Consider the following 19,128-nt stretch of genomic DNA (forward strand, 5'->3'; position numbering starts at 1 on the left):
CTGGTATTAGGTCCAACTTTATGGGGTCACCACACCAACCGGGGGTATGCTAATTACAAAAAATGCCAACTAACTTTAGTTGGCATACAATATAATTATAAAATTTATTTTGCTTCTCTTCTTATTTCGATTAGGAAGGATTCCATAATTCTTGTTAAGTCTTCTTCTTTACATTGGATGTCTAGGGTGTACATGTTGCCTGTTCCTGTGAAGCTGAAGTGGTCTTTTAATTTTTCAAAAATCTTTTTAAGATCAAAGTTTAGATTTTGTGATCTTAGGATTATAATTTTTGATTTTGATCCATTTTTAAGTCCATAAATCTGTATAAAGTCATTTTCTTTTAAAATGTAATTTGAAATTTCACGAAGTTCTTTTAAGTTTACATCTTGAAGGACCTTGTAGATATAATTTAGGCCAGAAAATTCTGTGGAAAAGTTTTTAAAGCTTTCTACTGCTTGATAGAAGAGAGAAGCCCTTTCTTCCTCTTCTTTGGTATCTAGTATTATAGAAGACGGATTTTTTTCTTGTGAATTATTATTTTCTAACTTATCCTTCTTAAATGTATCTTTATCTGAGTTTTCATCTTTATTAGTACTTGTAAATTTATTTAAGTCTTTGAAGGATTCAAGTTTGTATTTTTCGTGGAAGAATTTTGCATCGTATTTTTCTTCGTTTTCGACTTTAGCATTTCTTTCTTCTTCATTACTATTTTCTTTTTTATTAGTTTCCATTGACCCCTTGGCTTTGTTAGGACTTGTAAATTTATTTAAGTCCTTGAAGGATTCAAGCTTATACTTTTTGTGGAAGAAGTCTGCATCATACTTTTCTTTTTCTTCTTTGGTTTTAATATCTAATTCTTTTGCGGCTTCTTTTTTAATTTCTAAAATTTTATCTGATTTTTTATTTACAGTACATTCATCGTCATTTAAAAGTTTTTTATCTACATCAATATTCATATCATTTATAGTTTCTGTTGATTTATTAGAATTAACAGACTTATCTTTTTCAAAATCTTTATTAAATCTTTTAACCTCATCATCTTCAACAAGCTTATGAGGATTTTTTGATGAACTCATATTAGCTCTTAACTTTTTAACATCAGAAAATACCGAGTTAATGCTATCACTATTTAGATACATCTTCATATTGTCTAAGATATTTAAAGAATTGCGGGCTAACTTGTAGGCATTTTCTCCTGAAGTGATTGTAAGCCTAATTAATGAATTTAGCTTCTCAACAGAAGAAATAAAAATCATTCCAATTTCACCAGTTCTAGATAGGGTTGGACCTTCATAAGGGATGTCTGCAAGTCTTTCAATAGAAATGTGGTCGTCAAAACTTTCGATGGCGAGGTTGGAGAAGACTGCGTAGTTGGCAAGAGACTCAATATTTTTTGCTGTCATAAACTTAAAATCTTTTGCAGACACATCAATATAGGACGAAGAATTCTCAACCTTGTAGCCAATAATTTCTATGTTTGTGTTGGCTGTTAAGAAATGTCTTACAAGGGCGTTGCCAAGATTTTCTTGCATGAGAAGGAGTCTATTCTTCCAGCCAATTTCAATTTCTACACTTTTTGTATCTTCATCAATTTTAAAATAAGACTTGTTGCCTGATAAAAATTTAGGCTCTTCTCCATTTATTATAATTTGGTCTGCTGCAACTCTTTCACTACCTAAGAAGTAGGGAGGATTTGCAAGCTTTCCATAAGTAATTCCGTCGCGATGTATTTTATCAATTATTTCTAATTTGTATTTTGTCTTGTAAGGGTTTTTGTAAACTAAATTCATAATTACCTCCTCTAATATATTAACATATTTCATGGTCCATGACCTTAAAAAGATATATAATGAAGAGGGGTGCCTATGTACTTATTCGCAGGAGTAATCTTTGGAATTATACTTTCAATTTACATAAAATCCTATCTTCTTGTGGGAATAATTTTACTTATTAGCAGTGTATATATTTTATCCTTGAAAGATAGAAATAAATTTTTATACTTGCCTCTTGTAATCCTCTTTGTTTTTATAAATTTTAACTTCAGGGACTACAGCTTAAAGGCCTTTGATGGACAAGTCATGGGCAAGGTTGTCTTATCTAATGAAAACAAATCTATTATTAAGACAGAGACTATCAACAGAAAAAAATTTAAGACTAAGGTCTTAATTTATGAAAAGTTGGAAAGAGGAGGGAAGTATAAAGTTCAGGGGAAATTTTATCCGCCTCTTCCTGCAATGAACAAGGGTACCTTTGACTACGAGAAGAATAATAAGTCTCAGGGAATTTATCTCCTTGGAAAGATTAGTAGATATGAGAAAATTTCTGAACCTAGAGGTCTCTACAAGTTTTCAAATCTTTTTCTTGATAGGGCAAAATATTTTTTTAATAAATATTTAGATGAAAGAAACGCTGGCTTGCTTGGGTCTTTAATCTTAGCTGACAAGTCTTTAGTTGATTCTTTGGATAGGGATAGGTTTGACTCTCTTGGTATGAGTCATATATTAGCTGTGTCAGGACTTCACATTGGGGTTCTTGCTCTCTTTTTAGAATTTATAATTAAAAAGCTGAGCAAGAATAAAAAGTTTACGGACTTGGTCTTAGTGATTATTTTATCCTTTTACATAATGGCAATTGGATTTCCGATTTCAGCTCTACGTGCCTTCTTGTTTTACATTCTTTACAAGGGCAACACTTATTTGGAAGAGGACATTGACAATAAGGATATTTTCTTCTTAAGTCTATCAATAATTCTTTTAATAAATCCCATGGCAATTTATTCCATCTCACTATTGTTGTCCTATGGGGCAATTTTTGGTTTGATTTTTGTCTATCCCCATCTCATTGAAAGAGTTTCAAGTAGGAGTCTTGTAAGTAAGTCTATAGTTGGGACCTTGTCAGTAATAATTTCTATTTTTCCCCTAGTAAACTATTACTTTTCTGGTTTTTCAATTTTAGTTTTTCTGGCAAACTTAATAATAGTTCCAATTTATTCTATTATCATCTCCTTAGGTTTTCTTATGGGCTTGGGTATACTTCCTGGTCTACTCGGAAGAATTTTAAATTTGTTAATGAATTCAACTTACGGACTTGAAAGCCTTTTGCTTTCTAAGGGGTCAATATTTTTAATATTAAAAGCCTTTAAGTTCCAGTATATTTTCATCTACTATATCTTACTTCTTGTAATTCTAAACAGGAGTAAATTAGATGAAATCATTAAACCTAACTTAAGAATAATAGAAATCTATGGGGCTCTTGCATTTATCCTAATGGGCTATGGTATATACAGAGACCTTATTAGCTTTGAGATAAGTCAACTTTATATAGACCAGGGGGACTGTGCTTTGATTTCTTATAAGGGAAGGAATTATCTCATTGATACTGGCGGGGCTAGGTTTGAAAATAAAATTGCAGAAAAATATTTATTTCCAAGTCTAAAGCTAAGAGGTGTTTCTACAATAGATGGGATTTTTATTTCTCACTTTGATGAGGATCATTTTGGCAACTTAAATAAAATTTTAGAAAACTACAAGGTAAAAAATATTTTTATAAATCATCTTCCAGAAGACCCAAGCATCTTAGAAGAGGGAGAAAAATATTCAAAAATTATAAAACTTTCTAAGGGAGATAAGGTAAAACTTTTTAAGGACACAAGGATGGAAGCCTTACTAGATAATGAGAAGAAGGAAGAAGAAAACGATAAATCCATGGTCTTACTCTTAGACCACAAGGGTTTTAAGACTCTTTTCACAGGAGATATATCAGCAGAGATTGAGAGAGAAATTAACTCAAAAATAGACTTGTTAAAAGTTGCTCACCATGGATCTAGGACTTCAACATGTGATGAATTTTTAGAAAAGACAAGACCAAAACTTGCAGTGATTTCTGCAGGCTATGAAAATTCTTATGGTCATCCCCATAAAGAGAGTCTGGAGAATTTAGAAAAACATGGTATCATATACTATGTTACTTCAAAAGATGGGGAAGTTGATTTTAAAATTTTAGGAAATCAGCTTAGGATAGAAGTGAACAATAAAGAGCAAGATTATAAACTTGATTTAATTTTGATTATTTTAAACACTAGCTTATTATATATTGTGGCGAGGAAAAATTATGAACTACAAGAAAATCTACAGAGATAGCGACCACTCTGGAGCCTACTTATTTTTTGGACAAGAAAAATATTTAATGGAAAATGCAGTGGGCTATTTAATAAATAAATATGTAAAGGGTACTGAGGTCTTTAACTACACCAAGTTCAAGGGAAGCGAAGTTAAGCCAGAGGATATTATCTCAGCTTGCGAGACCTATCCAGTAATGAATGACAAGAAAGTCGTTCTTGTTCGTGATGTAGTTGATTTTTTAGGCGAAAATGACTTAAAAGATTCCTTTTATGATTTTTTGGACAACTTATCTGACTTTGTAATTTTAATTTTTTGGGATACGGCAAACATCAAAAAGACTACAAAATTTTACAAGGCCTTTAAGAAAAAAGATAGGGACATGGACTTTGCAAAGTTAAACCCTGTGGACCTCAACAACTTTATTAAAGGCTACTTCATTAGGAAGGGAAAGGAAATTAGTCAAAGTGAAGTTTCTCTATTTATAGGAGAGAGTGGTTACAATTCAAAAAATGAAGATGTAAGCCTCCTAGACCTCAAGACAGAAATGGATAAGATTGCTTCTCATGCCAAAAATAAAAAAATTTCAAGAGAAGATATATCTAGCACGATTACAGAAAATATTGATACAAATATTTTTAAGTTTTTAGATGCCATGATGGGGAGGAGGAGAGAAGAATCTTTAAAGGAACTTCACAATCTCTATAAACTTGGAGAGCCTTCTCTTAAGATTTTTACCATGGTAATTAGGCAGGTAAAAAATTTATTATCTTATAAGATTTTATCTACAAAAAACATAAGTCAAAATGACATAATAAATAAGATGGAAGTGAAAAATTTCGAGTTAAAAAAAATAAGAGACTTTGAGAGAAACTTTTCTAAAGAATTTTTAATTAATTTTTATGAGGAATTAATAAAAACTGACGAGCTTTTTAAAACTTCATCCATTGATGAAAAATTAATTATGGAAACTTTAATTGTCAAATATTGTAATAAGAATTAGAATTTGCAAGACTTCTTGAAAATCACTTGCAATGATTTGTAATTCGTGGTAAAATAGCAAAAGCGTTAAATATTGGAGGTGAAACAATGGCAAATATTAAATCAGCTATCAAGAGAATTGATGTTGCTAGAAGAAATTCTGAACAAAACAAACCAATTAGAACTGAAATGAAAAATGCAGTTAAAAACTTTAGAGCAGCTCTTAATGAAGATAGAATTGACGATGCTAAAGAACTTCTTATTGTTGCAGATAAAAAGTTAAAGAAGGCTGCAAATAAAAATATAATCCACAAAAATCAAGCTTCCAGAAAGCTAAGTCGACTAGCTAAGGAACTTAACAGCAAGATCGCTGGCTAAGAGAAATTTTCCCGGGAAAGTTTCTCTTTTTTATTTAAAAGTGGTAAATAAATTCTAATAAAATAAAAAAGAGAATGAGAAAAAGAGGTAGATCAAGGGTCTACCTCTTTTTGTGTGCGTGCTTATTTAAAGAAATCTAATTCAACTTGGTTGGAAAGGTCACGTCCCTTTTCTGTAAGTCTTAAATTGTTATCTTCTAATAAAATTAAATTTGATTTTAAGTTTTTATCTATTTCTTTATCATAAATTTTTAAAAAGTCTTCATTAAATTTTTTCTTAAACTCATCTAAGTCAATGCCAGAGTTAAGTCTTAGTCCCATCATTATAAACTCATTCATCCTATCAGTTATACTTAAGTTTTCTGAGAAGCCTATAGGTTTTTCATTTGTATCAAGAGCCTCATAATAATCTTTAAAGTTATAATAATTTGTGTATCTCAAGTTTCCAATATTTGATGAGGCAGAAAGGCCAAAGGAAATATAATCTCTTAGCTTCCAATAGGTCATGTTGTGTCGACACTCATAGCCTTCCTTGGCAAAATTAGAAATTTCATATTGCTTTATACCAATATTTTTAAGCTCATCTACTACATAGTGATACATCCTTCGGTCTTCATCTTCAGTAGGAAAGGTCAGAGGAGACTTTTCATACTTTCTATAAAGTTTAGTTCCTTCTTCTAATATAAGTGAGTAATAAGAAATATGTGGAAGATTTAATTCTTTGACTTCTTTTATAGACTCTTCAATATCAGAAAATTTTTGACCAGGTAGGGCAAGCATTAAATCTAAATTTATATTTTCAAAGCCAGCTGACCTGGCAATTTTTATGGCTTTATAAATATCATCTTTTTTATGAATTCTTCCAATTCTTTTTAAGATCTCTTCGTTAAAGGATTGGGCACCAAGGGAAATTCTATTTATGCCAGAAGAAAAATATGCTTCTGCCTTTTCTCTAGTTAGAGAGTTTGGGTTTGACTCTATACTTATTTCTTTGTCATTAGAAAACTCAAAGGATGATAAGTCTTTCATAATTTCTTTTATAAAGCTAGAGTCAACTGAAGAGGGAGTTCCTCCACCAATAAAAACAGTGTCAATGACCCTATCTTTTAAAAAGTCCTCGTGTAATTTAATTTCTTTTCTCAAATATTTAAAATATTTTTCTACATTAGTTTCACTTAAAAGAGAAGAGCAGAAGTCACAATAGTGACATCTACTCTCACAAAAGGGTATATGAATATAAATTGAAATCTTATTTGTCTTCATCATATTTTAAAACTGATAAGAAGGCATCTTGTGGAATTTCTACGCTACCCACAGTACGCATTCTCTTCTTTCCTTCTTTTTGCTTTTCAAGAAGCTTTCTCTTTCTCGTAATATCTCCACCATAACATTTTGCAAGTACGTCCTTTCTAAGGGCACGAATAGTTTCTCTTGCAATTATTTTATTTCCAATTGCTGCTTGGATTGGCACTGCAAATTGGTGTCTAGGGATTACATCCTTTAATTTTTCACAAACATTTCTAGCACGATTGTATGCAGAAGATTCGTGAACAATTAAGGAGAAGGCATCAACAAGCTCTTCATTTATTAGGATATCTAACTTAACAAGGTCAGATTTTTCATAGCCAATTAATTCATAATCATAAGATGCATAGCCACGAGTCTTGGACTTAAGGGCATCAAAGAAGTCATAAATAACTTCGTTAAGTGGCATGTGGTAGGTGATAAGGGCTCTAGTTTCTTCTAAATATTCCATATTCTTAAAGACGCCACGTCTGTTTTGACAAAGTTCCATAACTTGACCAACGTAATCTGTTGGGGTCATAATCTCTGCCTTGACAATTGGTTCTTCCATATAGTCAATTTCAGTTGGATCAGGAAGGTTAGATGGATTTTGAATTGAAATCATCTCACCATTTTTTTTCATTACATTGTATATAACTGATGGGGCAGTAGTGACAATATTTAAGTCAAACTCTCTCTCAAGTCTTTCTTGAATTATTTCCATGTGAAGAAGACCTAAGAAGCCACACCTAAAACCAAAGCCAAGGGCAACAGAAGTTTCAGCTTCAAAGTCAAGGGCAGCATCATTCACCTGTAGCTTTTCTAAGGCTTCACGAACGTTGTTGTATTCTTCGCCTTCGCCAGGGTAAACCCCACAGAAGACCATAGGCACTACTTTTTTGTAACCAGGCATTGGTTCATCAGCCCTATTATTCTTAAGGGTAATGGTGTCACCAACTCTTGCGTCTTTAACATTTTTAATAGAAGCAGTTATGTATCCAACTTCACCAGCACTTAAAGAATCAAGAGGTATGTGACCATTTGAAGTAACTCCAACTTCAACAACTTCAAAGGACTTGCCTGTTGCCATCATAATTATTTCGTCGCCAGGTTTAACGGATCCATCAACAACTCTCACATCACAAATTACTCCCTTGTAAGAATCGTAGAAGGAGTCAAAGATTAAAGCCTTAAGGGGAGCATTATGGTCTCCACTTGGGGCAGGGACCTTATCAATAATTGCGTGAAGAACATCATCAATACCAATTCCTTCCTTTGCAGAGATAAGAGGAATTCCTTCAGTATCAATTCCAATAATATCTTCGATTTCTTCTTTTATTTCTTCTGGTCTAGCACTTGGTAGGTCGATTTTATTTATTACTGGTACAAGTTCAAGATCTTGGTCAATTGCTAGATAAACATTGGCAAGGGTTTGAGCTTCAACACCTTGGGCAGCATCAACAACAACAATGGCACCTTCACATGCTGCAAGAGAACGAGAAACTTCATAGTTAAAGTCTACGTGGCCTGGAGTGTCAATAAGGTTTAAGATGTACTCTTGACCATCTCTGTCGTCTTTATAGATTAACCTTACTGCCTTTAATTTAATTGTAATTCCTCTTTCACGTTCAAGGTCCATGGAGTCAAGGACTTGTTGTTCCATTTCTCTCTTTGTAAGCATGCCTGTTGATTCGATTAATCTGTCGGCAAGAGTAGATTTTCCGTGATCAATGTGTGCTATTATTGAAAAATTTCTAATATTTTTTTGATTTCTCAAATTTTTACCTCCGATTTCATGGGGATTAAATATTTTAAATTTTTCCTCTATTTCTTAGAGGTAAAATCCTATATACTGCTGCTGATTTTATTCTTTTCTTTTCAATTGGTCCAAAGTATCTGGAGTCAATGCTCATTCCTGGAAGTCTGTTGTCTCCCATGACAAAATACTCATCATCTTTTAATTTAAAGCATTCAACATCAGACTCTGTATAGTCTGATGAAGTATAAGCTTCTTCCAAGACTTTTCCATTTAATATAACTTTTCCATCTTTAAATTCTATTGTGTCGCCAGGCTTTCCAATTAATCTCTTAATATAATTTCTATTGTCATTTGGTGCATCTATTACCACAATTTCTCCACGAGGAAGGTCAGTGTATCTCTTATAAGAAAGACAAATTAACTTATCTCTTTCATTTAAAGTGGGGTGCATGGACTCTCCATTAACTACAGCTATATTAAAAATAAAATTTCTCACAAAAAGTGCAATTAGAACTGCAGCTACAATTGTAAGAATAAAAGATAGGGTTTCATTTTTTTTCATGTGATCATCTCCAATTTCTAATTTTATCATAAATAGGCAAAAGATTGGATAACTATTTATCTTATAAGTTGTAGGTATGATGTTACAAAATAAAAATAAAATTCTTGCATTAAATCAACTTATAAAATTTTAAATAGAGTGGTGAAGCAAATTTTTTTATTTAACAAATTGTGCAAAAAATTTTTATAAGTTTAAGTTGTGGAGGGTCCCTATAGACATAGAGACTATAAAAAATAAAAATTATATCATATAAATTTGTATCAAGAGGCTCCAAGGAGCTTGTAGGTTTAAAAAATTTTTTCTACTTTATTAGTTAATGATTAGTTAAAGAAAAACAATTTATATGAAGGGAGGACTTTATAAAAAATTATAAAGTTATATTATTTTATGAGCACACAAACTTTTGAAAAAAATTTTTTACAACTTTGTAGAGAGAAACTAAAGAAATAAAACAAAAAAATAAAGTGTAATAACTTTATGAAAATTTATTAATTTAAGACCTGTTAAAATTTAAAGTCCTAAATACTTATTAAATAAAATAAATAAAGTAAAGAAAGTCAAAAAAAGTCAAAATTATTTACAAATATCCTTGACAAAGTATTAGGTGTGAAGTATTATATACATAGATTAGCACTCGAGGTTAATGAGTGCTAACAAAGGAGGAGTTATGGATACTAGAAAAATTAATATTTTAAATGCCATAATTGAGGCGTATATAGATATGCCAACTCCAGTTGGTTCGCGAACACTTTCCAAAGATTACGACCTTGGAGTTAGTTCAGCGACTATAAGAAATGAAATGGCAGATCTTGAAGATCTAGGTTTTTTAAATAAGCCACATCAGTCAGCAGGAAGAATTCCGTCTGAGCAGGCTTATCGCTTCTATGTTGATGAAATCTTTAAAAACTTTAGTAGTTTTCACGACATAGATGCATCAAGAAAAATCATGGAGAGACTTTTATTAACTTCGAGAAATCACGAAGAATTTTATAAAAATGCAGTCAATCTCCTTGCCAATTTAAGTTCTTGTACGGCTTATCTCATAACACCACAGAAGGCCGATACAAAAATCAAAAGACTTACTCTAGTTAAGCTTGATGACTTTACAGCTCTTTTAGTTCTCATTGGGGACAAGGGAGTTATTGAGAAGTATTTTTTAGAGATAGAAAATATTTCTGACGAAGATTTTCATCTAATAGAGAAGGTCTTAAATGAAAAAATATCGGGAATTGATTTTAATGAAATTGAATCACTTAAGATTTCACTTTCAGAGGACATGATAAGACATGGCAAGTTTATTTCTGATGTTGTAAAAATTGCTAGTCAATTTAATAAAAATGTGTCTTCTATTGACATTTATTATGACGGTCTTACAAATATTTTAAACTTTGATGAATATAAGGACCTAGACAAGGCTAGAGATTTTATGAGCTTAGTAGAAGATCGGGACAGCTTATTCCAAATCCTAAAAAATGATAAGTTCACCAGTGATGTTGAAGTTATTATTGGATCAGAAAATATCGCAAGTCTCATGAAGGAAAATACTATTATAAGAGCTCCCTTCGCTAAGGAACATGGAGTCTATGGAAGTATTGGGATCATTGGACCAGTTAGAATTGATTATATTAGATTGGTCAAGGTCGTTAAAATTTTTAGCGACGCAGTGAAAAGTGGATTGAAGGAAATGTGAGGGAGTACATGACGAATGAAGATATAAAAAAAGATAATTTACAAAATGATGATATAGATATGAAAGAAGAAAATCTTGATGTGAATGATGAAGCTGAAGTAGATGCTTCTGATGATGAAAAGTATCAAGGTTTAATGGATAAGTTTATGAGACTTCAAGCAGACTTCTCCAACTGCAAGAGAAGGACTGAGGCACAAAAGTCTGAGTATGTTGAGCTTGGAGTAAAGAAAATTGCAAATGACTTACTTCCTGTCATAGATAACTTTGAAAGAGCCTTGGACTCAATTGTAGACAAGGATTCAACTTATGACGGAATATTAATGATAAAAAATCAACTTACTGACGTACTTGCAAAGGATGGCATAGTTGAAATGGATGCATTGGGAAAAGAATTTGATCCAATGTATCATCACGCAGTACTCACTGAAGATTCTGAAGAATACGACAGTGGTTATGTTATAGAAGTATTGCAAAAGGGTTATTTAATTAACGATAAAACACTAAGACCTGCAATGGTCAAAGTTTCACAATAAGGATTTAGGAGGAAATATTTATGGGAAAAATAATTGGAATTGATTTAGGTACAACTAACTCTGCAGTAGCAGTAATGGAAGGTGGAGAATCTGTAATAATTCCTAACATTGAAGGTAACAGAACTACTCCATCAGTAGTAGCTTTCACAAAAGACGGAGAAAGATTAGTAGGTGAAACTGCTAAGAGACAAGCAATCACAAACCCTGATAGAACAATCTCATCTATTAAGAGACATATGGGTTCAGATTTTACAGTAAAAATTGATGGAAAAACTTACACTCCACAAGATATTTCAGCTATGATTTTACAAAAATTAAAAGCTGATGCTGAATCTTATCTTGGCGAAAAAATTACAGAAGCTGTTATTACTGTTCCAGCTTACTTTACAGATGCTCAAAGACAAGCAACTAAGGATGCAGGAAGAATTGCAGGACTTGATGTAAAGAGAATTGTAAACGAACCAACTGCAGCAGCACTTGCTTATGGAGAAGACAAGGACAAGGATGCACAAACTGTTATGGTTTATGACCTTGGTGGTGGTACATTTGATGTATCTATCCTTGAACTTTCTGACGGTGTCTTTGAAGTACACGCAACTCGTGGTAACAATAAACTTGGTGGAGATGACTTCGACAATAGACTAATTGATTATATTGCTGAAGAATTCAAAAAAGAAAATGGAATTGACCTTAAGGCTGACAAAATGAGCCTACAAAGATTAAAGGAAGCAGCTGAAAAGGCAAAGAAGGAACTTTCTTCTACAATGTCAACAAATGTTAACCTTCCATTTATCACAGCTTCTCAAGCTGGTCCGCTTCACTTAAATATGGATATCACTCGTGCTAAGTTCGACGAACTTACAGCAGACCTTGTTAAGATGACTGAAGGACCTGTTAAGGATGCTTTAAAAGACGCAGGACTTTCTGCAAATGAAATAGATAAAGTTCTTCTAGTTGGAGGTTCTACAAGAATTCCAGCAGTTCAAGAATGTATTAGAAAGTTAACTGGAAAGAATCCTCAAAAGGACATTAACCCAGACGAATGTGTAGCTCTTGGTGCAGCTATCCAAGGTGGAGTTCTTTCTGGAGATGTTAAGGACCTACTCCTTCTTGACGTAACACCACTTTCTCTAGGAATTGAAACAATGGGTAACATTACAACAAGACTTATTGAAAGAAATACAACTATCCCAACTAAGAAGTCGCAAATATTTACAACTGCAGCAGATAATCAAACTTCCGTAGAAATTCACGTACTTCAAGGTGAAAGACAAATGGCAAAAGACAATGTAACTCTTGGTAGATTTACACTTGATGGTATTGCACCAGCAAGAAGAGGAGTGCCACAAATCGAAGTAACTTTTGATATTGATGCAAATGGTATTGTAAATGTAAGCGCTAAGGACATGGGTACTGGTAAAGAACAACACATCACAATTACATCTTCAACTAACTTAAACGAAGAAGAAATCGAAAAGAAAGTTAAGGAAGCAGAAATGTATGCTCAAGAAGATGCTAAGAAGAAAGACTTAATTGAAGCTAGAAACAACGCTGACTCAATGATTTATCAATCTGAAAACACACTTAAGGATGTAGAAGGAAAGATTTCTGATGCAGACAAGACTAAGATTGAAGAAGCAATCAAGGGACTTAAGGATGTAAAAGATGGTGAAGATCTTGAAGCTATTAAGTCTAAGACTGAAGAATTAACTCAAGCTTTTTACGCAATTTCAGAAGAAATTTATAAACAACAAGCTGGTCAAGGTCAAGCTGGTGGCTCACAAGCACAAGCTGATGATGATGTAGTTGACGCTGACTATGAAGTTGTGGATGAAGACGAAGAATAATAATTAAATAAAAATGTTGCAGTTTCGGCTGCAACTTTTTTTATGTAGAAAATTTTTTGGAATTCTTGTAAATTTACTTTTTAAAATCAAATTATAAAAGTGTAAATAAACTTTATTTTTTCTAGTTTTTATATTAGAATATACAACTATTGAGGTGGAAGATGAGAAATTTTTATGAAATTCTTGAAGTTGAAAAAAATGTAAGTAAAGAAGAGTTAAAGAAATCTTATAAGAAGCTTGCTAAAAAGTATCACCCCGACTTAAATCCAGGAGATAAAGTTGCTGAGGCAAAGTTCAAAGAAATATCCTATGCCTATGAAGTCTTAGCTGATGATGAAAAGAGACAAATTTATGATGCCTATGGCGAAGAAGGACTTAAGGGCAACATGGGTGGATCAGGAGGAAGTGGCTTTGGAGGTTTCTCTGATATCTTTGATGACATCTTTGATATTTTCGGCAGCTCAAGATCAAATAGATATGAATATGCAAACAGAAAAGATATGCCTAAGAAGGGACCTGATGCAAGAGTAGACGTTACTCTTGATTTCTTTGAAGCAATATTTGGAGTGGAAAAAGAAATTTCTGTTAAGGTTAGGGAAGAGTGCTCCCACTGTCATGGCAGCAAGATGGAACCGGGAAGTGAAAAACACACTTGTGAAACTTGTCATGGTACAGGTCAAGTTACTTCAGAACAAAACACACCTTTTGGAAGGTTTGTAAGGACTTCAGCTTGTGAAGACTGTAAGGGAACAGGAGAAGTTATAGAAAAACCATGTAAAGAATGTGGTGGAAGAGGAAGCAAGCTAAGAACTAAGAAGTTAAAAGTAAACATTCCTAAGGGAGTTGACACAGGAAATATAATTTCACTTAGAAACCAAGGTTCTGTTGGAGAGAATGGTGGCGAGAATGGAGACATCTTCGTCTACATTAGAGTTAGATCAGATGCAGTCTTTAAGAGAGAAGGTAACGACATCTACTTAAATATTCCGATTTCTTATTCTGATGCAGTTCTTGGAGCAAAGATTAAAGTCCCAACTCTTAAGAAGATCGTAGACTATGATATCCCTAAGGGAACTACAGGTGGAACAATTTTTAGGCTAAAGGGAGAAGGAGTCCCTTATGTCAATAGAGAAAAACAAAGGGGAGACCTCTTCTTCAAAGTTGATATTATTATCCCAAAAAAGGTTAGCGACGAGCAAAAGAAACTTCTTGAAGAATTAAGAGAAACAGAGCCAGAAGTTACAGAAAATAAAAAATCATTTTTAGATAAATTAAAGAACTTATTTGATTAATGCGGATCACTGATTCGCATTTTTTAATTTGTATAAAGAAATTATCTATAATATAATGAAACAAGGTGATTAGATGAAATACATTGAAATGACAATAAATACTTCAAAGGATAAAAAAGATATCATTGAAGGAATTCTATTTGATTATGGAATTTATACAACAGAAGAAATTTCTAGCGACATAGTTGAAGAGTTAGATCAAGACGAAAAGGATTGGGACTTTATAGATTATCCTCTTTTAAACTCAAAGGAAGGTGTTTTTGCACTTAGAGTTTATCCTGAAAATATGGAAGATGCAAAGAATTTAAAAGATGACTTGAGTGAAAAAAATCTTGGCCAATGTCTTATAGAAGAAAAGGATGACGAAGACTGGGCTAACAATTGGAAAAAATATTACAAGCCACTAGAAATTGGTGAGAAGCTTGCCATTGTTCCTGAGTGGGAAGCTTATGGCAATAACAAGAGAATAGTAATAAAAATAAACCCAGGTATGGCTTTTGGAACAGGAACTCATGAGTCAACATATATGTGCCTTGAACTTTTAGAGAGATATGTAAAAAGAGATGACGAAATCTTTGATATAGGTTGCGGGTCAGGTATCCTTGCTATAGCGGCTTTAAAGCTTGGAGCAAAGAGAGCCCTTGCAGTTGATATTGATGACAAGTGCATTGATGCTTCTCATGAAAATGCAAGCTTAAATAATATCAAAGACAAGATGGATATCAAAAAGGGAAACCTTCTTGACGTGGTAAAGGGTAGAGCAGACCTAATAGTTTCAAATATTATTGCAGAAATAATTGTGGATGAAATTAAAAATCTAAAGAACCACATGGATAAGGGTGGAATTTTTATAACTTCAGGAATTATAAAAGAGAGAAGACAAATGGTAATTGATGCCCTAGAAGAAAATGGATTCGAAATTATTGACGAGTTGGAAAAAAACAATTGGGTTGCTATTGTAGGAAGATTAAATGTATAGATTTTTTGAAGATAGAAAGTTCCAAGGAAATACAAATTTAAAGGAGGAAACTCTTCATCACTTAAAAAATGTAATAAGGATAAATGATGGAGAAGTCTTTCAAGTTGTTTTTGAAGATGGGATTTTTTCCTTTGCTTATGAAGGCGAAAAAATAAAAAATCTTGGGGAAGTCAAAGAATCTAATGAATCTAAGGTTAGACTTTCCTTATTTTTTGGAGTTTTAAAAAATAATAAGTCAGAAGATGTTTTAAGGCATGCCACAGAAATTGGAGTTAGTGACTTTTATCCTCTTATAATGGATAGGTCTATCTCAGATATTTCCAAGAAAAAAGAAAAGAAAATTGAAAGATTTCAAAAAATTGTGGAGTCAGCTGCAAAACAATCAAAAAGGGATGTAATACCTATAGTCCATGACATAATAAAGACAGAAGATATTTTAAATTTTTCTGGCGATTTAGTTTTATGTTATGAAGATGAAAGTAAGACGCAATTGGGCGATGTAATAAAGTCTTTAAGCAATAATGTAGGACTTGTTATTGGACCAGAAGGTGGTATTTCAGAAAGAGAACTTGAAATATTAAGTGAAGCAAAAAAGGTCGGACTTGGAAGGAGAATCCTTCGAGCAGAGACTGCAGCTATTACAGCTTCTTTTTATATAATACACGCAAAGGAGTGTGAGTAATGGAAAAAACTTTTTCAATTTTAACTCTTGGCTGTAAGGTTAATCAATACGAATCAGAAGCCATGAGTGAACTCTTTGAAAGTAGGGGATATAGACAAGTTGAAAATGATGACTTTAGTGATGTTTATATAGTTAATACTTGCACAGTTACAAACTTATCAGACAGAAAATCAAGGCAGTTTATTAGAAAATCCAAGAAGATTAATCCAGACTCAGTTGTTGCAGTTGTGGGATGTTATTCACAAGTTTCTCCTGAGGAAGTGAAAAGCATCGAGGGAGTTGATGTTGTTGTTGGCACAACAGAAAGAAATAGGATTGTAGACTTAATAGAAGAGTCCAAGAAAAACAATGAAAAGATAAACATTGTTAAGGACTTAAAAAACGTCCGTGAATTTGCCAATACAACTAATTTTGATAGCAACAACAGGACTCGTGCCTATATGAAGGTCCAAGATGGTTGCAACAGATTTTGTACCTATTGTATTATTCCCTTTGCAAGAGGACCCATTAGGTCAAGAACAATTGAAGACTCAGTTAGAGAGGCAAGAACTCTTGCTCATAGGGGCTTTAAAGAAATTGTTCTAACAGGAATTCATATCGGTTCTTTTGGAAAGGACCTTGGGGATATAAGATTAATAGATTTAATAGAAGCCATAGCTGAGGTGGATGGAATTGAAAGGATAAGACTTTCATCTGTTGAACCACTTATTATAAGTGATGACTTTATGGAAAGGGGACTTAAGACTGGAAAGTTATGTGACCACTTCCATCTATCTCTTCAAAGTGGATCAAACAATATTCTTAAAGCTATGAATAGGCGATACACTCGTGAAGAGTATATTGAAAAGGCAAATATTATCAGGAAGTATATGCCTCATGCAGGACTTACAACAGATATAATTGTTGGTTTCCCTGGAGAAAGTGATGAGGACTTTAAAGATTCAATGAAGATTGTAAGAGAAGTTGGCTTTTCAAGGATTCACGTCTTCAAATATTCTAAGAGGAAAAACACAAAGGCCGCCGTCATGAAAAATCAAATTGATGGAAATGTTAAGAAGGAAAGATCTGAAAAATTAATTGCTCTTGGAGAAGAATATCAAGAAATTTTTGAAAGAGAAAATATGAAGACACCACAGTCTGTTTTATTTGAAGAAGAACATGATGGAGTTTATTATGGTTACACTACTAACTACATTAGGGTTAAGACAAAATCTAAGGAAGAGCTTACAAATAAAATTAAGAAAGTGAAAATTTTAGATACGGGCGAAATTGCAAATTGTGAAGTTCTTGGTGATTAAATGTTAAATATAAGAGCTCACCATCTCTTGTGCACAAAAAATTTTGTTGGTCAGGGTTACAGTGATGATTTTTCAAAAAATATGACAAGGCTTATTAAGGAACTAGAAGAGAATCCAGAGGTTAAGCTACTAGCTGACCTTGATGATATTTGTGGTCCTTGTCCAGAAAACCTTGGACATAAGTGCAAGAATGACGACTTAGTTAAGTCTTACGACAAAAGAGTTTTAGATTTTTTAAACCTAACTCAAGATGAAATTTATTCCTGGGAGGACATAAAAAAGCTTGCCTGTGATATAATATTTTTAAAGAATAGGCGAGAAGAAATTTGTAGAGAATGTCAGTGGAATGAACTCTGCAAAGAAGTTGAAGCCAAAAGGAGGTAAGGATGGACTGTTTATTTTGTAAAATAATAAAGGGAGAAATTCCTTCAACAAAACTTTATGAAGATGAACTTGTGTATGCCTTTAGAGACATAGACCCACAAGCACCTACTCATTTTTTAATTGTTCCAAAGGAACACATAACATCAGCAGATGATCTTGATGAAAACCACAAAGACCTAATAGGTCACATCTTCTTAGTTGCAAAGAAACTTTGTGCTGAAGAAGGTCTTACTAAGGGTTATAGGATCGTAAACAATTGCAAAGAAGACGGAGGTCAAACTGTAGATCACCTTCACTTCCATGTACTTGGAGGAAGAAGTTTAAATTGGCCACCAGGATGATAAAAATTTTTACTAAAGCTGGGATAAATGTCCTGGCTTTTTTTATGTCATTTTAAATTTTAATAAGAAATTAAAAAAGTCAAAGCGGTGAACTAGTTTATATTTATTTTGCGGATGCGAAAAATAATTTAAGAGAGACGAAGACAAATAAAATTTTTAATTTTTCGAGAAGATTTTACTTTTAAATTTGATTAGTAAAAAATAAAAATTAAAATGTAAATAAGAAAAATATTATTGAAGTTTTGGGACTTATAGAGTATAATAAACCTAAATTGGCCGGAAGGTCATACTCTTTTCTACGAGAGGAGGTTAAAAAATGTCCGAAATCAGGGTTGGTGAAAATGAATCTTTAGACAATGCGCTAAAAAGATTCAAAAGACAATGTGCCACTAGTGGAGTTCTCAAAGAAGTAAGAAAAAGAGAACATTACGAAAAACCAAGTGTTAGAAGGAAGAAAAAATCCGAAGAGGCACGCAGAAAAAAACACAGATATTAAAGAGGGTGTTCTTATGTCTCTAAAAGAGAGACTCATGGCTGACTTAAAGGATGCTATGAAAAATAAAGATAAACTTCGCAAAGATGTTATCACCATGGTTCGTGCAGCTATTAAACAAAAAGAAGTAGATGAACGAGTTGAGCTTGACGACAGTGATATTGAAAATATCATTGGCAAGCAGCTAAAAGAAAAAAAGTCGTCAATTGAAGAATTTAAAAAAGGTAATAGAGAAGACTTGGTTGAACATACAAATCAAGAAATGGAAATATTACTTGATTACTTACCTGAGCAATTATCAGATGAAGAATTAAAAGAAATCATACAAAAAGTAATTGACGAAAATGAAATAACATCAATGAAGGATATTGGAAAATTAATGAAAAATGTCATGCCTTTAATTAAGGGTAAGGCAGATGGCAAGCAAGTTAATGCTATTGCCAAAGAATTATTAAATTAAAACTCGGGGAATTTCTGTGGTGACCCCATAAAGTTGGACCTAATACCA

At 32.8% G+C, this 19,128-nt stretch carries 18 protein-coding genes; 14 read left to right on the top strand and 4 right to left on the bottom strand.

The genetic code is table 11. The features are described 5' to 3' along the window. Positions 1-104: 104 nt before the first annotated feature. Positions 105-1,790 carry a hypothetical protein gene (locus tag HMPREF1864_RS03625; RefSeq protein ID WP_062571489.1) on the bottom strand — a complete coding sequence of 562 codons (1,686 nt, stop codon included), beginning with the start codon at positions 1,788-1,790 and terminating at the stop codon, positions 105-107. Between the two features lie 75 nt (positions 1,791-1,865). Between HMPREF1864_RS03625 and HMPREF1864_RS03630 the strand changes: the two genes are divergently transcribed. From HMPREF1864_RS03630 to rpsT, 3 genes are all read left to right on the top strand, one after another. Continuing rightward, complete coding sequence (locus HMPREF1864_RS03630) at positions 1,866-4,139, top strand: DNA internalization-related competence protein ComEC/Rec2 (protein WP_062571490.1); 2,274 nt, start codon at positions 1,866-1,868, stop codon at positions 4,137-4,139. After that, positions 4,111-5,121, top strand: coding sequence for a DNA polymerase III subunit delta (gene holA / locus HMPREF1864_RS03635; RefSeq protein ID WP_062571491.1), 1,011 nt, complete (start codon positions 4,111-4,113; stop codon positions 5,119-5,121). The genes HMPREF1864_RS03630 and holA overlap by 29 nt, the downstream gene beginning before the upstream one ends. Positions 5,122-5,207: 86 nt before the next feature. Continuing rightward, positions 5,208-5,477, top strand: coding sequence for a 30S ribosomal protein S20 (gene rpsT, locus HMPREF1864_RS03640; protein WP_005957552.1), 270 nt, complete (start codon positions 5,208-5,210; stop codon positions 5,475-5,477). 122 nt (positions 5,478-5,599) lie between these two features. Here the strand turns inward: rpsT and hemW are convergent, their stop codons facing one another. The 3 genes from hemW to lepB are packed head-to-tail and all read right to left on the bottom strand — an operon-like array spanning position 5,600 to position 9,081. Further along, entirely contained in the window at positions 5,600-6,739 is a 1,140-nt protein-coding gene (gene hemW, locus HMPREF1864_RS03645; RefSeq protein WP_197415054.1) for a radical SAM family heme chaperone HemW, read from the bottom strand. Beyond that, positions 6,726-8,537, bottom strand: coding sequence for a translation elongation factor 4 (gene lepA / locus HMPREF1864_RS03650; protein WP_062571493.1), 1,812 nt, complete (start codon positions 8,535-8,537; stop codon positions 6,726-6,728). The genes hemW and lepA overlap by 14 nt, the downstream gene beginning before the upstream one ends. Before the next feature lie 34 nt (positions 8,538-8,571). After that, positions 8,572-9,081 carry a signal peptidase I gene (gene lepB, locus HMPREF1864_RS03655; protein ID WP_062571494.1) on the bottom strand — a complete coding sequence of 170 codons (510 nt, stop codon included), beginning with the start codon at positions 9,079-9,081 and terminating at the stop codon, positions 8,572-8,574. A 667-nt stretch (positions 9,082-9,748) separates the two neighbouring features. Here lepB and hrcA point away from each other — a divergent pair. The 11 genes from hrcA to HMPREF1864_RS03710 all read left to right on the top strand — a co-directional run bounded on the left by hrcA (position 9,749) and on the right by HMPREF1864_RS03710 (position 19,080). Further along, complete coding sequence (gene hrcA / locus HMPREF1864_RS03660; RefSeq protein WP_062571495.1) at positions 9,749-10,771, top strand: heat-inducible transcriptional repressor HrcA; 1,023 nt, start codon at positions 9,749-9,751, stop codon at positions 10,769-10,771. Between the two features lie 8 nt (positions 10,772-10,779). Beyond that, the gene (grpE, locus tag HMPREF1864_RS03665; protein WP_062571496.1) at positions 10,780-11,304 is read left to right on the top strand and encodes a nucleotide exchange factor GrpE; all 525 of its coding nucleotides are present in this window, start codon (positions 10,780-10,782) and stop codon (positions 11,302-11,304) included. Between the two features lie 20 nt (positions 11,305-11,324). Further along, the gene (gene dnaK / locus HMPREF1864_RS03670) at positions 11,325-13,151 is read left to right on the top strand and encodes a molecular chaperone DnaK (RefSeq protein ID WP_062571497.1); all 1,827 of its coding nucleotides are present in this window, start codon (positions 11,325-11,327) and stop codon (positions 13,149-13,151) included. A 161-nt stretch (positions 13,152-13,312) separates the two neighbouring features. Continuing rightward, positions 13,313-14,443: a molecular chaperone DnaJ gene (gene dnaJ, locus HMPREF1864_RS03675; RefSeq protein ID WP_062571498.1), complete on the top strand. Its 1,131-nt coding sequence runs from the start codon at positions 13,313-13,315 to the stop codon at positions 14,441-14,443. Positions 14,444-14,516: 73 nt separating this feature from the next. Then, complete coding sequence (gene prmA / locus HMPREF1864_RS03680) at positions 14,517-15,422, top strand: 50S ribosomal protein L11 methyltransferase (RefSeq protein WP_062571499.1); 906 nt, start codon at positions 14,517-14,519, stop codon at positions 15,420-15,422. Next, the gene (locus HMPREF1864_RS03685; protein ID WP_062571500.1) at positions 15,415-16,104 is read left to right on the top strand and encodes an RsmE family RNA methyltransferase; all 690 of its coding nucleotides are present in this window, start codon (positions 15,415-15,417) and stop codon (positions 16,102-16,104) included. Before prmA ends, HMPREF1864_RS03685 begins: the two co-directional genes overlap by 8 nt. Beyond that, positions 16,104-17,402 carry a tRNA (N(6)-L-threonylcarbamoyladenosine(37)-C(2))-methylthiotransferase MtaB gene (gene mtaB, locus HMPREF1864_RS03690; RefSeq protein ID WP_062571501.1) on the top strand — a complete coding sequence of 433 codons (1,299 nt, stop codon included), beginning with the start codon at positions 16,104-16,106 and terminating at the stop codon, positions 17,400-17,402. The genes HMPREF1864_RS03685 and mtaB overlap by 1 nt, the downstream gene beginning before the upstream one ends. After that, complete coding sequence (locus HMPREF1864_RS03695; RefSeq protein ID WP_062571502.1) at positions 17,403-17,786, top strand: DUF1284 domain-containing protein; 384 nt, start codon at positions 17,403-17,405, stop codon at positions 17,784-17,786. It begins immediately after the preceding gene. A 2-nt stretch (positions 17,787-17,788) separates the two neighbouring features. Continuing rightward, complete coding sequence (locus HMPREF1864_RS03700) at positions 17,789-18,127, top strand: histidine triad nucleotide-binding protein (protein WP_062571503.1); 339 nt, start codon at positions 17,789-17,791, stop codon at positions 18,125-18,127. Positions 18,128-18,443: 316 nt separating this feature from the next. Beyond that, positions 18,444-18,623 (top strand): 30S ribosomal protein S21, encoded by a 180-nt coding sequence (gene rpsU / locus HMPREF1864_RS03705; RefSeq protein WP_005957648.1) that lies wholly within the window; start codon positions 18,444-18,446, stop codon positions 18,621-18,623. A gap of 13 nt (positions 18,624-18,636) precedes the next feature. Continuing rightward, positions 18,637-19,080 carry a GatB/YqeY domain-containing protein gene (locus HMPREF1864_RS03710; RefSeq protein WP_062571504.1) on the top strand — a complete coding sequence of 148 codons (444 nt, stop codon included), beginning with the start codon at positions 18,637-18,639 and terminating at the stop codon, positions 19,078-19,080. Positions 19,081-19,128 lie beyond the last annotated feature (48 nt).

The sequence above is a fragment of the Peptoniphilus sp. DNF00840 genome (assembly GCF_001553125.1).
GTDB lineage: Bacteria > Bacillota > Clostridia > Tissierellales > Peptoniphilaceae > Peptoniphilus_A > Peptoniphilus_A vaginalis.